The sequence below is a fragment of the Bradyrhizobium diazoefficiens USDA 110 genome (assembly GCF_000011365.1).
GTDB classification, from domain to species: domain Bacteria; phylum Pseudomonadota; class Alphaproteobacteria; order Rhizobiales; family Xanthobacteraceae; genus Bradyrhizobium; species Bradyrhizobium diazoefficiens.
Window position 1 is genome coordinate 8921797 of the sequence record NC_004463.1, and the last position, 14561, is coordinate 8936357.

A 14561-nucleotide genomic window follows, 5' to 3' on the forward strand; every position below is an offset into this window, starting at 1 on the left:
CGTCATCACCCGCGAAGGCGGGTGATCCAGTAAACTCAGGTCCCAATCATCACGAAGATCGGGGTTACTGGATACCCCGCCTTCGCGGGGTATGACAATCGTGTGTCGCTATCAGCCCTGCGCCGACGGACGGCCGACGCTCTCGTAGGTGAAGCCGGCGGCGCGCATGTCTTCGGGGCTGTAGATGTTGCGGAGGTCGACGACGACGGGCTGCGCCATGACACTCTTCAGCCGGTCGAGATCGAGGCCGCGGAACTGCACCCATTCGGTGACGACAACCAGCGCATCGGCGCCTTGCGCACAGGAATAGGCGTCCTCGCAATAGGTGATGCTGGGCAGCTCACTCTTCGCCTGCTCCATGCCGACGGGATCGAAGGCCTTCACCTTGGCGCCCATGTCGATCAGGCCGGTCACCAGCGGGATCGACGGCGCATCGCGCATATCGTCGGTGTCGGGCTTGAAGGTGAGGCCGAGCACGGCGATGGTCTTGCCGCGCAGCGAGCCGCCAAGCGCCTGGCTGACCTTGCGCGCCATCGCGCGCTTGCGGTTCTCGTTGACGGCCAGCACGGATTCGACGATGCGCAAGGACACGTCGTAGTCCTGCGCGATCTTGATCAGCGCCTTGGTGTCCTTCGGGAAGCACGAGCCGCCGAAGCCGGGACCTGCATGCAGGAACTTGGTGCCGATGCGGTTGTCCAGGCCAATGCCGCGCGCGACCTCCTGCACGTTGGCCCCGACCTTTTCGGAAAGGTCCGCGATCTCGTTGATGAAGGTGATCTTGGTCGCGAGGAACGCGTTGGCAGCGTATTTGATCATCTCGGCGGTGCGGCGCGCCGTGAACATCAGCGGCGCCTGGTTCAGCGACAGCGGGCGATAGATGTCGCCCATCACCTTGCGGGCGCGCTCGTCGGAGGTGCCGACCACGACGCGGTCCGGGAACTTGAAGTCGCGGATCGCCGCGCCCTCGCGCAGGAATTCGGGGTTGGAGGCGACGACGACGTCGGCGTTGGGATTGGTTTCGCGGATGATGCGCTCGACCTCGTCGCCGGTGCCGACCGGCACGGTCGACTTGGTCACCACGACGGTGAAGCCCGACAGCGACTGCGCGATCTCTTTCGCGGCGGCGTAGACGTAGGACAGATCGGCGTGGCCGTCACCGCGGCGCGACGGCGTGCCGACCGCGATGAAGACGGCATCGGCGTCCGCGACCGGCTTCGACAGGTCGGTGGTGAAGTCGAGCCGCTTGGCCTTGACGTTGGTCGCGACCAGCTCGTCGAGCCCGGGCTCGTAGATCGGGATCTCGCCGCGATGGAGCGCCGCGATCTTCTTCTCGTCCTTGTCGACGCAGGTGACGTCGTGACCGAAATCCGCAAAGCAGGCCCCGGACACCAGTCCCACATAGCCCGTTCCGATCATCGCGATTCGCATGAGAAACCCTGTCTTGGCTTGGTTAACGAAACCCCAATGCGGGGCGGTTTAGCATTTTCCCGATGGAAGGGAACAGTCTGCGAGCAAAAACCGGCACGCGAATTGAACCGGTAAAGAAGTCGTAAGCCGCAAGGCCCCACACTGCATCACGCCCGCACAGAGCCGGGTGGAACACGCCTCGAAACGGGACACCATGGCACCATCAGGCACAATCCCTGGGAACGGGGGCGTTAACGCCCCTTCTGCCGCACGTGTCGACTGGGTCGACTATGCCAAGGGCATCTGCATCGTCATGGTCGTGATGATGCATTCGGTGCTTGGGGTCGAGCTCGCCGCGGGCGAGACCGGTTTCATGCATGTCGCCGTGGCCTTCGCAAAGCCGTTCCGGATGCCGGATTTCTTCCTGATTTCGGGCCTGTTCCTGTCATTGGTGATCGACCGCGACTGGCGAACCTATCTCGACCGCAAGGTGGTGCATTTCGCCTATTTCTATGTCGTCTGGGTGACAATCCAGTTCGGCTTCAAGGCGCCCGCCTTCGCGGCGGAGACGAGCTGGCGCGAGGTCGGCCTCTTGTATCTCGAATCCTTCATCGAGCCGTTCGGCACGCTCTGGTTCATCTACCTGCTGCCGGTCTTCTTCGTCGTCACAAAGCTGACACGGCGCGTCCCGCCGCTCGCGATCTGGCTCATCGCCGCGGCGCTGGAGACGGCGCGCATCGCGACCGGCTGGACCGCGATCGACGAGTTCTGCGCGCGCTTCGTCTATTTCTATTCGGGCTATCTGTTCGCGCCGTACGTGTTCGCGCTGTCGGATCGCGCGCGCAGCCATCCTGGGCCTGCACTCGCAGCGCTCGCGACCTGGGCGCTGATCAATGCCGGCCTCGTCGCGTATGGGGCCAGCGAATGGAAGGTCGTCTCACTCGTGCTCGGCTTTGCAGGGGCCTGCGCCATCATCACCATGGGCACGCTGCTCGCGCGCGCGCAGTGGCTGAACTTCTTCCGCTTCTGCGGCGAGCACTCGATCGTGATCTATCTCGCCTTCTTCCTGCCGATGGCGGCAACGCGCACGCTGCTGCTGCGCACCGGCGTCATTCCTGATATCGGCACGGTGTCGCTGATCGTCACCATCGCCGGCGTGCTTGGATCGCTCGCGATCTGGCAGGCCGCCCTGCGGCTCGGTGCCGATTTCCTGTTCGAACGGCCGGATGCGTTCTGGATCGCGCCGAAGAAGGCGGGCGTGCGGTTGCAGGCGGCGGAGTAGCTGCACTCTCGGTGTCGTCGCCCGGCTCGACCGGGCGTCCCAGTACGCCGGGACGCCAGTGATTGAGCCGAGAAGCCGCGGCGTACTGGATTCCCCGCCTTCGCGGGGAATGACAGTGGGGATGCGAGGAATGACAGCGGGGGATAGTCGCGCCGTCAGCCCAAAAATCCCCCTCCAAAGGCTGTCAAAGCCCGCAAAAATTCATACATTGCGGCCATGCCCAAGACATCCCCGAAGACCACCGCCAAAGCTGACACCAAGGCTGCCGCGCCCAAGACGGCCGCCGACAGCAAATCCGCTGCGACAACTGCTGCCAAACCGGTGGCGGCGAAGGCGGCCGGCAAGGGCGACCATGTCTTCCTGGTCGACGGTTCCTCCTACATCTTCCGCGCCTATCACGCGCTGCCGCCGCTGAACCGCAAATCCGACGGTCTTCAGGTCAATGCCGTGCTCGGCTTCTGCAACATGCTGTGGAAGCTTTTGCGCGACATGCCAGCCGACAACCGGCCGACGCATCTGGCCATCGTGTTCGACAAGTCGGAGGTCACCTTCCGCAACAAGATCTACCCCGAGTACAAGGCGCACCGGCCGCCGGCGCCTGACGATCTGATCCCGCAATTCGCGCTGATCCGCGAGGCCGTGCGCGCCTTCGACCTGCCCTGCCTGGAACAAGGCGGCTTCGAGGCCGACGATCTGATCGCGACCTATGCGCGGGAGGCGAGCGACCGCGGTGCCACCACGACCATCGTGTCCTCCGACAAGGACTTGATGCAGCTCGTGAACGACAGGATCACGATGTACGACACCATGAAGGATCGCCGCATCGGCATTCCCGAGGTGATCGAGAAATTTGGCGTTCCGCCGGAGAAGGTGGTCGAGGTGCAGGCGCTCGCCGGCGATTCCACCGACAACGTGCCCGGCGTGCCCGGCATCGGCATCAAGACCGCGGCGCAGCTGATCGTCGATTATGGCGACCTCGAGCAGCTCCTGTTCCGCGCGACCGAAATCAAGCAGCCGAAGCGGCGCGAGGCGCTGATCGAGAATGCCGAGAAGGCGCGGATCTCGCGCAAGCTGGTGCTGCTCGACGACAAGGTCGAGCTGGAGGTGCCGCTCGACGACCTCGCCGTCCACGAGCCCGACGCGCGCAAGCTGATCGCCTTCCTGAAGGCGATGGAGTTCTCCACGCTGACGCGCCGCGTCGCCGACTATTCGCAGATCGATCCCGCCAATGTCGATGCCGATGTGGCGAACAGCAGCGAGGCCCGCGGCGGCGACAGCGCGGCCAGGACGACCTCGTCCGCGACGTCCGGCGATCTCTTCGCCGCTCCTGCGGTTACGGCAACGGGCGGCGACAAAGGCGGCAAGTCGGCCAGCATCAAGGGCGCGCCGATCTCGCTCGCCGCCGCGCGCGAAGAGGCGCTGCGCAAGCTTCCGGTCGACCGCGGCAAGTACCAGGCGATCAAGACGCTCGCCGAATTGAACGCCTTCATCGCGCGCATTCACGATGCCGGCCATGTCGCGATCGAGATCAGGGCGAACTCGATCGATCCGATGCAGGCCGATCTCTGTGGCGTCGCGCTGTCGCTCGCGCCGAACGATGCGTGTTACGTGCCGCTGGCGCACAAGCAGTCCGGCGGCGGCGCCGGCCTGTTCGACGGCGGCCTTGCGCCCGATCAGGTCAAGCATGCCGACGCGATCGACGCGTTGCGGCCGGTGCTGGAATCATCGGGCATCCTCAAGATCGGCTTCGACGTCAAATTCACCGCCGTCATGCTGGCGCAGCACGGCATCACCTTGCGCAACACCGACGACGCCCAGCTGATCTCTTATGTGCTCGACGCCGGCCGCGGCTCGCACGGGCTGGAATCGCTCGCCGAGCGCTGGTTCGGCCACGCCATGCTGAAGGAGGGCGAGTTGCTCGGCAGCGGCAAGGGCAAGATCACCTTCGACCAGGTGCCGATCGACAAGGCCGCGCCGCTGTCAGCGGAAGGCGCCGACATGGCCTTGCGGGTCTGGCGCGTGCTGAAGCCGCGCCTCGTCGCCGAGCACATGACGACGGTCTATGAGACATTGGAGCGGCCGCTGGTCGCGGTGCTCGCGCGCATGGAGCGGCGCGGCATCTCGATCGATCGCCAGGTGCTGTCGCGTCTCTCCGGCGACTTCGCCCAGACCGCGGCCCGCGTCGAAGCCGAGATCCAGGAGATCGCGGGCGAGCCGGTCAATGTCGGCAGCCCCAAGCAGATCGGCGACATCCTGTTCGGCAAGATGAGCCTGCCGGGCGGCACCAAGACCAAGACCGGCGCATGGTCGACCACCGCGCAGGTGCTCGACGAGCTCGCCGAGCAGGGCCACGACCTTCCGAAAAAGATTCTGGAGTGGCGCCAGGTCTCGAAACTCAAATCGACCTACACCGACGCGCTGCCTGAATACGTCAATCCGCAGACCCATCGCGTGCACACGACCTACGCGCTGGCCGCGACCACGACGGGCCGGCTGTCGTCGAACGAGCCGAACTTGCAGAACATCCCGGTGCGCACCGAGGACGGCCGCAAGATTCGCCGCGCTTTCATCGCGACGCCCGGGCACAAGCTCGTCTCCGCCGACTATTCGCAGATCGAATTGCGGCTGCTGGCCGAGATCGCCGACATCCCCGTGCTGAAGCAGGCGTTCCGCGACGGGCTCGACATTCACGCCATGACCGCGTCGGAAATGTTCGGCGTGCCGATCAAGGGCATGCCGAGCGAAATCCGCCGCCGGGCCAAAGCGATCAATTTCGGCATCATCTACGGCATCTCGGCGTTCGGCCTCGCCAACCAGCTCGGCATCGCGCGCGAGGAGGCCTCGGCCTACATCAAGAAGTATTTCGAGCGCTTCCCCGGCATCCGCGCCTATATGGACGAGACGCGCGATTTCTGCCGGCAACACGGCTATGTCACCACGCTGTTCGGCCGCAAGTGCCACTATCCTGATATCAAGGCGTCGAACGCCTCGGTGCGCGCCTTCAACGAGCGCGCCGCGATCAACGCGCGTCTTCAGGGCACCGCAGCCGACATCATCCGCCGTGCCATGACGCGGGTGGAGGACGCACTCGCCGAGAAGAAACTCTCGGCGCAGATGCTGCTCCAGGTGCATGACGAATTGATCTTCGAGGTGCCGGACGCCGAGGTCGAGGCGACGCTGCCGGTCGTGCAGCACGTCATGCAGGACGCGCCGTTCCCGGCCGTGCTGCTGTCCGTGCCGCTGCACGTCGATGCACGCGCCGCGAAGAACTGGGACGAGGCGCATTGACGGCTCTTCACCTCGGCTCACTTGCGCTTCGCTGACGCCACAAACACGGTGTCGTCCCGGCGAAGGCCGGGACCCATAACCACAGGATCGAGTTGGGCGAAGATTGCCCACTACGATCCCGCACCACACTTCTCCCTGGGGGTATGGGTCCCGGCCTTCGCCGGGACGACGCCCAGAGAGACACGCACTGAATCGAATTGTCCTCCGAGCAATTGCGCGATGGCTCCGCCGCCTCGCGCATATTAGAACCACCGCATCTCCTGCACCGGTTCTCCCATGCCCCACACTTCCGCGCTGCTCGGCTTCGCTCTCGTCTGCCTCGGCCTCGTGCTCACGCCGGGACCGAACATGATCTACCTGATCTCGCGCTCGATCACGCAGGGGCCGGCGGCGGGCATCGTCTCGCTCGGCGGCGTGGCGCTCGGCTTCGTGTTCTACATGCTGTGCGCGGCGTTCGGCATCACGGCGCTGCTGCTCGCCATTCCCTTTGCCTATGACGCGCTGCGCTTTGCCGGCGCCGGTTATCTGCTGTGGCTGGCCTGGCAGGCGGTGAAGCCGGGCGGGCGCTCGCCGTTCCAGGTGAAGCAGCTTGCGATCGACAGTCCGCGCAAATTGTTCGCGATGGGGTTCGTCACCAACCTGCTCAATCCGAAGATCGCGATGCTGTATCTGGCGCTGCTGCCGCAGTTCATCGATCCCGCCGCCGGCAGCGTGCTGACGCAGTCGGTGGTGCTGGGCGCGATCCAGATCGCGATCAGCGTCAGCGTGAATGCGATGATCGCGCTCGCGGCCGGATCGATCGCGCTGTTCCTGGCGAACCGGCCGAGCTGGATGCTGGTGCAGCGCTGGCTGATGGGCACGGTGCTGGCCGGGCTTGCGGTCAGGATGGCGGTGGAGGCGCGGAAGGTGTGATTGCCTCTTAACCTCTCCTCGCTTGCGGGGAGAGGTCGGATTGCGAAGCAATCCGGGTGAGGGGGTACAGGTCTCACGCCGATCTCGCGTGTGGAGAGAAGCCCTCACCCCAACCCTCCCAGCGCGAGCGAAGCTCGTCGCGGCCCCGTAAGAACGGGGAGAGGGAGAAGAAAGCTCAATCCAGCTTCGCGTCCATGCCCCGCTTCACCGCAGGCCGCGCCATCAGGGCCTCGTACCAGCGCTTGACGTTGGGGAAGTCGGCCAGCTCAACCTTGTGGCGTGGATGGCGCCAGGCCCAGCCCAGGATGGCAAAATCGGCAACCGAGAGGTCGCCGGCGACGAAGTCGCGGTCCGCCAGCCGGCGGTCGAGCACGGCGTAGAGCCGGCGGGTTTCGGCCATGAAGCGCTTCAGGCCGTAGGCGCGGTCCTGCTCGTTCTCGAGCGCGATGAAATGATGCACCTGGCCGGGCATCGGGCCGAAGCCGCCCATCTGCCACATCAGCCATTCGTAGACCGGGATACGACCCGCGAGCGATTTCGGCAGGAATTTGCCGGTCTTTTCGCCCAGGTAGAGCAGGATCGCACCGGATTCGAAGATGCTGACGGGCTTGCCGTCCGGCCCCTCGGGGTCGACGATCGCAGGGATCTTGTTGTTGGGGGAGAGCTTCAGGAACTCCGGGGCCATCTGCTCGCCCTTGGTGATGTTCACCGGGATCACCTTGTAGGGCAGCCCCATTTCCTCCAGCGCAACCGAGATCTTGCGGCCGTTCGGCGTGTTCCAGGTGTGCAGCTCGATGGTCATGCGTCGTTTCCTTCCCCAAAAGGCATGAGCCCCCACCTACTCCAGAAGGTTGCGACCCCACAACCGGCGGTCCGGGATGGCCGATCGTCGGCCGATCCCTGTTGACTGGACCTGTCCCCTCTGGAATGTCGCGGCCGTCGCGGATAAATTCCGCCACTTCCAAAAACGCTCCCGAGGGACCGCCGTGTCGAAATCAGCCTCCCGCGCCCGCCTGTTCGAAATCATCCGCCGGCGCTCCTTCGGCCGCGGCGAGGTGACGCTCGCGTCGGGCCGCAAGAGCGATTTCTACTTCAACCTCAAGCCGACCATGCTCGACCCGGAGGGCGCGACACTGCTCGCCGAGCTGACCTATGAGGCGCTGAAGGACGACAATCTCGATTTCATCGGCGGGCTCGAGATGGGCGCGGTGCCGCTCGCCGGCGCGCTGGCTCAGATCTCCTGGATCAAGGGCCATCCGATCGCGGCGTTCTTCGTGCGCAAGAAGCCGAAGGAGCACGGCGCCAAGCTCGCGATCGAAGGCCTGCCCAGGGGCGAGACGCTCCAGGGAAAGCGCGTCGTCATCGTCGAGGACGTCACCACGACAGGCGGCTCGGCGATGAAGGCGGTGGAATCCGTGCGCGAGACCGGCGCCGAGGTGGTGCTGGTGCTGACCATGGTCGACCGCGAGGAAGGCGCCACCGACACGTTCGGTGCGGCCGGCCTGCCGTTCCGCTCGCTCTACAAGGCGTCGGAATTCTTGAAGGCGTGACGGCTCTTCCCCCTCGGCCCCGTTCTTACGGGGCCGCGACGAGCTTCGCTCGCGCTGAGAGGGTTGGGGTGACGGGCCTCCCTCCACGCGTGAGATGGCCGCGAGACCTGTCCCCCCTCACCCGATTTGCTTCGCAAATCGACCTCTCCCCGCAAGCGGGGCGAGGTGAAGACCAGCCCCTCAACCGCTCATTTACCATCACCCCTTATGGTGAATCAGAAGCTGAGACGAGTTGCTCTCGGCGGGTTGCGTTGCGTCGGGTGGAGTAAGCGTTGCGTACAGTCATGTCCCATGCGCGCCGGCGGCGTCGCGCGATGCTTGTGGCCGCCACCCTGGCAGCCCCGCTGCTTGCAGCTCCCGCCCCGGTTTCGGCCGAAGGCCTGTTCGACTTCTTCTTCGGCGGCATGCAGCAGCAGCGGCCGCAGCGCGAGGTGCCGCAGCAGGCGAGCTCCTACGCCGATCCCTTCACCGGCCAGCAGAATCCCGCAACCCCGCAATATGTGCCGCCGACACGCTCAGCGGCCGCCGGCGGCTCGGGCCCGGCCTTCTGCGTGCGCAGTTGCGACGGCAAATATTTTCCGCTGATGCGCGGCCTCGCCTCGCCGGCGCAGATGTGTCAGGCGTTCTGTCCTGCCAGCGCGACAAAGATTTATTTCGGCTCCTCGATCGACGGCGCCGCGTCGCAGACCGGCGAGCGCTACGCCGACAGCGAGAATGCGTTCGCCTATCGCAAGGTGCTGCGCGCGGACTGCACCTGCAACGGCCGCGAGCCGGTCGGCCTCGCCCCGGTCGATCTCGCGCTGGATTCTTCGCTGAAGGCCGGCGACGTGATCGCCACCTCCGACGGCCTCGTCGCCTATACCGGCATCCGCGTTGGCAACGAGCAGACCGCCGACTTCACCCCGGTCGCCTCCTATCCCGGCCTCACCGCACAGGTCCGCGCGCGCCTCGGCGAGATGAAGGTGGCCCCGGTGCGCGCAGAGACGGTGGCAGCAGATGCGCCGGCAGCGGAGATCGTGCGCGAGACGCTGCCTGATGTGACGGTGCCGAAGACGCAGGCGAAGCCGGCGAAGCGGGCAGGACTGGATTAGGACCCAACTGTAACCAAGCCGTCGTTGCGAGGAGCACTTGCGACGAAGCAATCCAGAATCCCTCCGCGGACAGATTCTGGATCGCTTCGCTACGCTCGCAATGACGGAGGATGGTGAGTCACCTCCCGATAATCACCCCGATCACATTCGGCGCCGCCAGATATTTCTCCTCGATCGCCGCCCGCGCGGCGGCGCGGTTCTCCTGGGTCAGCAGGCCGCGCTTTTCGGCCAGGATCATCCAGCAGAAACCCCACCAATCGGTCAGCATGCCCTGATCGCCAACGAGGTCATAGCCCTGCTCGGCCGCGAAGATGCGCGCATGCGCTTCGTCCAGCGTGTCGAGAAACAGGTGGTCCTCGACCGAGAACAGGTCGTCGCTGATGTCGTCGATGGTGTAGCCCCAGATCGACTGGCACACCGCGTTGAACTCGCGGTCGAGCTGGTCGTCATCGATCCTCTGGCGCCGCGCCGCCTGATGCAGCCGCGACAGCGAGCGCGCGAAATCGGCGATCCGGGTGAGGGCAAACTGGTCGAAGGCAATGGTGGACATGTAGTCCTCGCAAAGTCTGGCAGACGCTAGATATTGTGTCGGCAACGCGCCGAATCACAATGATATATCAAAGACTTGCTAAAGTGTTCTTAATTTGTTCCCAACGCTCCTCAATCATTCGCTTCGTCCCCCCATAAGTAGAGGCCTAATGTTGGAGGGTGGAAAGATGGAGCGACGGAAGATAATCCAAGCGGCCATTGGGCTTGGTCGCCGCAAAGGCTTCGTCACCTTCGAGCAACTCAACCAGCTACTGCCCGCAGCCACCATTGAGCCCAAAGATATCGAAGCAATCATGCAGGCTTTGAGCGACGAAGGAATAAACCTGATCGATGACGATCAGGCTTGATGCCGAGGGTATCTCCGGCGCATGTGACGTCCTGGCTTTCGCCAGGACGACGATGTGGGGAGAGCCTTGGCCAGGACGACACCAGCTTCTTAGCAAGTCACCCGCCTCAATTCACCGCCGACACCAACTTGTCCCCGCACGCATTCGCATAAAACTTGCCGCCGCATTGGCGCTTGATCGCGGCGCAGCGTTGTGCGGGTGTTGCGTTTTGCGGGAGCGAGAAGCCGCAGCTCAGGCCATCAGCGTTACGGCCCTTGCCGGCGGCGAAGGCGGCGCTCGAGGTGGCGATGCAGATGACAAGGAGCGCTGCAGCAGCGATTTCAATCAGCAGTCTCATGGGGCGTCTCCTCCACACTGATGGCTGAATTAGCCGCCACACTAGCACCAAATCCACGTTCTCCGTGCTCGTCCGGGTTCCCAAATCGGCCCGTTCCTTGCATAAATTTGCGCCAGCGCAGTGCACGGCCGCACCGGCGATAGTTCCGGTGCAGAGGCAAGACGCGTAGGGTTAGTGGTGTTTCTGTCGACCAGGAAGTGACGGCCTTGCAAGATCAATCGTTCCAGCCAAACTTTCCCGCCCCCGACCAGCCCATCGACGAGCTCGCGCTGGCTGAGATCAAGGGCGCGATTCTGGCGAAGCTGCGCCTTGCCATCGGCAAGGACGCCGGCATGGCGACCAAGCACGACTGGTACCAGGCCGCGGCGCTCGCGCTGCGCGACCGCATCGTGCATCGCTGGCTCACAGCCGAGAAGCACAGCTACGACGCGGGGCGCAAGCGCGTCTATTATCTCTCGCTCGAATTCCTGATCGGCCGCCTCTTCACCGATGCGCTCAACAATATGGGGCTGCTCAAGATCTTCGAGGTCGCGCTCGGCGATCTCGGCGTCTCCCTGCCCGAACTGCGCAAATGCGAGCCGGATGCCGCGCTCGGCAATGGCGGTCTCGGGCGGCTTGCCGCCTGCTTCATGGAGAGCATGGCAACGCTCTCGATCCCGGCGATCGGCTACGGCATCCGCTACGATTACGGCCTGTTCCGCCAGATCATCAACCAGGGCTGGCAGCAGGAATATCCGGACGAGTGGCTCGGCTTCGGCAACCCCTGGGAATTGCAGCGGCCGGAAGTGATCTACAACATTCATTTCGGCGGCGGCGTCGAGCATGTCGACGACAAGGGCCGCGACCGCGCGATCTGGCATCCGGGCGAGACCGTGCAGGCGATCGCCTACGACACGCCGATCGTCGGCTGGCGCGGCCAGCACGTCAACGCGCTCCGCCTGTGGTCGGCACGCTCGCCCGATCCGTTGAAGCTCGACGCCTTCAACAAGGGCGACTATGTCAGCGCCAGCGCCGAGCAGTCGCGCGCCGAAGCGATCTGCAAATTCCTCTATCCGAACGACGAGAGCCCGGCGGGCCGCGAGCTGCGCCTGCGCCAGGAATATTTCTTCGTCTCCGCCTCGCTCCAGGACCTGGTCAAGCGGCATCTGTCGTCCGACGGCCAGCTTCGCAGCCTGTCGTCGAAGGTCGCGGTGCAGCTCAACGACACCCATCCGAGCCTCGCCGTCACCGAGCTGATGCGGATCCTCGTCGACCTGCACAATTTCCGCTGGGACGAGGCATGGAAGATCACGGTCGCGACGCTGTCCTACACCAACCACACGCTGCTGCCCGAGGCGCTGGAGACCTGGCCGGTCGAGCTGTTCGAGCGCCTGTTGCCGCGGCATCTGGAGATCATCTACCGCATCAACGTCCAGCATCTGGCGCTCGCCGAGGCGCGCGCGCCCGGCGACATCGACTTCCGCGCCTCGGTCTCGCTGATCGACGAGAAGAGCGGCCGCCGCGTGCGCATGGGCCAGCTCGCCTTTGTCGGCTCGCACCGCATCAACGGCGTCTCCGCGATGCATTCGGACCTGATGCGCGAGACCGTGTTCCACGATCTCAACCATCTCTATCCCGGCCGCATCACCAACAAGACCAACGGCATCACCTTCCGCCGCTGGCTGATGCTGGCAAACCCGAAGCTGACCGACCTGTTGCGCGAGACCTGCGGCGACGCCGTGCTCGACGATCCGACGCAGCTCTCGCTGATCGAGGCGCGCGCCAGCGACGTCGAATTCCAGAAGAAATTCCGCGCCGTCAAGCATCACAACAAGACGGCCCTGGCGCGGCTGATCGGCGAGCGGCTCGGCATCAAGGTCGATCCGGGCGCGCTGTTCGACGTGCAGATCAAGCGCATCCACGAATACAAGCGCCAGCTGCTCAACGTCATCGAGACGGTCGCGCTGTACCAGTCGATGAAGGACGATCCCAACGGCAACTGGGTGCCGCGGGTGAAGATCTTCGCCGGCAAGGCGGCGGCGAGCTACAAATACGCCAAGCTGATCATCAAGCTGATCAACGACGTCGCCGAGGTCGTCAACAACGACCCCGCGATCGGCGGCAAGCTGAAGGTCGTCTTCCTGCCCGACTACAATGTCAGCCTCGCGGAGGTGATCATTCCCGCGGCCGACCTGTCCGAGCAGATCTCGACCGCCGGCATGGAAGCTTCCGGCACCGGCAACATGAAGCTGGCGCTCAACGGCGCCATCACCATCGGCACGCTCGACGGCGCCAATATCGAGATCCGCGACCATGTCGGCAACGAGAACATCGCGATCTTCGGCATGGAGGCCGGCGACGTCATGATCCGGCGCAAGCAGGGGCTGGATGCCTCCGACGTGATCCGCAGTTCGCCAAAGCTCCAGCGCGCCATCAACGCGGTCGGCGCCGGCGAGTTCTCGCCCGGCGATCCCGGCCGTTTCGAATCGATCGCGCATGCGCTGCGCTATCTCGACCATTACATGGTCAGCGCCGATTTCGATTCCTACTACGAGGCGCAGCGCGCGGTCGATGCGCGCTGGCAGGTGGCGCCGGCCTGGACCCGCGCTTCGATCCTCAATGTCGCGCGCATGGCGTGGTTCTCCTCCGACCGCACCATCCGCGAATATGCCGAGGAGATCTGGAACGTGCCGGTCAATCCGACCACGCCGCTGCTGCCGGACCTGCGCGACGCCGCAGGCTGATTTTCCGCAGTGTGAAATCGGCGTTACCTGCGAGGTTATTGCACAGCCAGGCAATTGCTGTGGTATGACGACCGTCATTCCGGGGCGGCTCGCAGAGCCGAACCCGGAATCTCGAGATTCCGGGTTCGATGCTTCGCATCGCCCCGGAATGACAGACGGAAACACCCATGCACGCCAAGCTCCCGCACCCGTTCGACGACGCCACCCGCATCACCGCCGGTGACTCCAGCTGGCAGGGACACACCAGCGACGATTACTGGGCCTTTGTCGGTCCGTTCGGCGGCGCCACCGCCGCGACCATCTTGCGCGCGTTGATCGAGCATCCGCAGCGCGCCGGCGATCCACTCGCCGTCACCGTCAATTACTGCGCCCCGATCGCCAAGGGCCCGTTTGACCTGGATGTGCGGCTGGTAAAGGCCAACCGTTCCAGCCAGCACTGGAGCGTCGAACTGTCGCAGGGCGGCGGCGAGGTCGCGACGCTCGCAACCGCGGTGTTCGCCGAGCGGCGGCCGTCCTGGGAGCACAGGGTGGCGACGGTCCCGGACGCCGCGGCGTTCGAGGCAACGCTGCCGTTCCCGAAGATCTCGGCGTCCTGGGCCAACCAGTACGAATTCCGCTTCGTCGAGGGCGAGATGCGGATCGGCCCGCCGCAGGCCGAGCTTGCCAGCACCTATTCGAAAATCTGGATCAGCGACCGCACCCCGCGCAGGCTTGACATGCTGTCGCTGATGTCGATGTCGGACGCCTTCTTCGGCCGCATCTTCCACGCGCGGCGCGAGCTGGTGCCGTTCGGCACGGTGTCGCTGACGACCTATTTTCACACCGACAGCGAGGAGCTCGCAGCCGAGGACATCGCGCGCGTGCTGGCGACGGCCGATTCGAAGATCATGCACAAGAGCTACGCCGACCAGAACGCCGAGCTGTGGTCGCCGAACGGAAGGCTGCTCGCGACGACGACGCAGATCGCGTATTTCAAGGCTTGAGCTGCCTCCACGTCATTGCGAGGAGCGTAGCGACGAAGCAATCCAGACTGTCTCCGCGGAGGGATTTCTGGATTGCTTCGCTGCGCTCGCAA

General features: G+C 64.7%; 12 protein-coding genes. 8 read left to right on the forward strand and 4 right to left on the reverse strand.

The window, feature by feature from the left end; translation table 11 throughout:
• Window positions 1-111: 111 nt before the first annotated feature.
• A complete protein-coding gene (locus BJA_RS41255; RefSeq protein ID WP_011090851.1) occupies window positions 112-1428 on the reverse strand; it encodes a UDP-glucose dehydrogenase family protein in 1317 nt (438 codons plus the stop codon).
• A 193-nt stretch (window positions 1429-1621) separates the two neighbouring features.
• Here BJA_RS41255 and BJA_RS41260 point away from each other — a divergent pair, with 193 nt between their 5' ends.
• The 3 genes from BJA_RS41260 (at window position 1622) to BJA_RS41270 (ending at window position 6889) form a co-directional block, all read left to right on the forward strand.
• The gene (locus BJA_RS41260) at window positions 1622-2689 is read left to right on the forward strand and encodes an acyltransferase family protein (RefSeq protein ID WP_038967713.1); all 1068 of its coding nucleotides are present in this window, start codon (window positions 1622-1624) and stop codon (window positions 2687-2689) included.
• A 216-nt stretch (window positions 2690-2905) separates the two neighbouring features.
• Window positions 2906-5977, forward strand: coding sequence for a DNA polymerase I (polA, locus tag BJA_RS41265; protein ID WP_011090853.1), 3072 nt, complete (start codon window positions 2906-2908; stop codon window positions 5975-5977).
• Window positions 5978-6253: 276 nt separating this feature from the next.
• Window positions 6254-6889 carry a LysE family translocator gene (locus BJA_RS41270; protein WP_011090854.1) on the forward strand — a complete coding sequence of 212 codons (636 nt, stop codon included), beginning with the start codon at window positions 6254-6256 and terminating at the stop codon, window positions 6887-6889.
• Window positions 6890-7064: 175 nt separating this feature from the next.
• On the opposite strand, the gene BJA_RS41275 is transcribed toward BJA_RS41270, so the two are convergent.
• The gene (locus BJA_RS41275) at window positions 7065-7691 is read right to left on the reverse strand and encodes a glutathione S-transferase family protein (protein WP_011090855.1); all 627 of its coding nucleotides are present in this window, start codon (window positions 7689-7691) and stop codon (window positions 7065-7067) included.
• A 184-nt stretch (window positions 7692-7875) separates the two neighbouring features.
• Here BJA_RS41275 and pyrE point away from each other — a divergent pair, with 184 nt between their 5' ends.
• Both pyrE and BJA_RS41285 read left to right on the forward strand, forming a co-directional pair.
• Window positions 7876-8439: an orotate phosphoribosyltransferase gene (gene pyrE / locus BJA_RS41280; RefSeq protein ID WP_027547500.1), complete on the forward strand. Its 564-nt coding sequence runs from the start codon at window positions 7876-7878 to the stop codon at window positions 8437-8439.
• A gap of 314 nt (window positions 8440-8753) precedes the next feature.
• Window positions 8754-9530: a DUF2865 domain-containing protein gene (locus BJA_RS41285; RefSeq protein WP_162494179.1), complete on the forward strand. Its 777-nt coding sequence runs from the start codon at window positions 8754-8756 to the stop codon at window positions 9528-9530.
• Between the two features lie 118 nt (window positions 9531-9648).
• On the opposite strand, the gene BJA_RS41290 is transcribed toward BJA_RS41285, so the two are convergent.
• The gene (locus BJA_RS41290) at window positions 9649-10080 is read right to left on the reverse strand and encodes a hypothetical protein (protein WP_011090858.1); all 432 of its coding nucleotides are present in this window, start codon (window positions 10078-10080) and stop codon (window positions 9649-9651) included.
• 166 nt (window positions 10081-10246) lie between these two features.
• Between BJA_RS41290 and BJA_RS41295 the strand changes: the two genes are divergently transcribed.
• On the forward strand, window positions 10247-10426 hold the full coding sequence (locus tag BJA_RS41295) for an RNA polymerase sigma factor region1.1 domain-containing protein (RefSeq protein WP_038967715.1): 180 nt from the start codon (window positions 10247-10249) through the stop codon (window positions 10424-10426).
• Between the two features lie 106 nt (window positions 10427-10532).
• Here the strand turns inward: BJA_RS41295 and BJA_RS41300 are convergent, their stop codons facing one another.
• The gene (locus tag BJA_RS41300; RefSeq protein ID WP_028176048.1) at window positions 10533-10763 is read right to left on the reverse strand and encodes a hypothetical protein; all 231 of its coding nucleotides are present in this window, start codon (window positions 10761-10763) and stop codon (window positions 10533-10535) included.
• A 206-nt stretch (window positions 10764-10969) separates the two neighbouring features.
• On the opposite strand from BJA_RS41300, the gene BJA_RS41305 reads away from it, so the two are divergent.
• A complete protein-coding gene (locus BJA_RS41305; RefSeq protein ID WP_038967714.1) occupies window positions 10970-13486 on the forward strand; it encodes a glycogen/starch/alpha-glucan phosphorylase in 2517 nt (838 codons plus the stop codon).
• Between the two features lie 167 nt (window positions 13487-13653).
• Window positions 13654-14469: an acyl-CoA thioesterase gene (locus tag BJA_RS41310; RefSeq protein ID WP_011090862.1), complete on the forward strand. Its 816-nt coding sequence runs from the start codon at window positions 13654-13656 to the stop codon at window positions 14467-14469.
• Window positions 14470-14561: the final 92 nt, after the last annotated feature.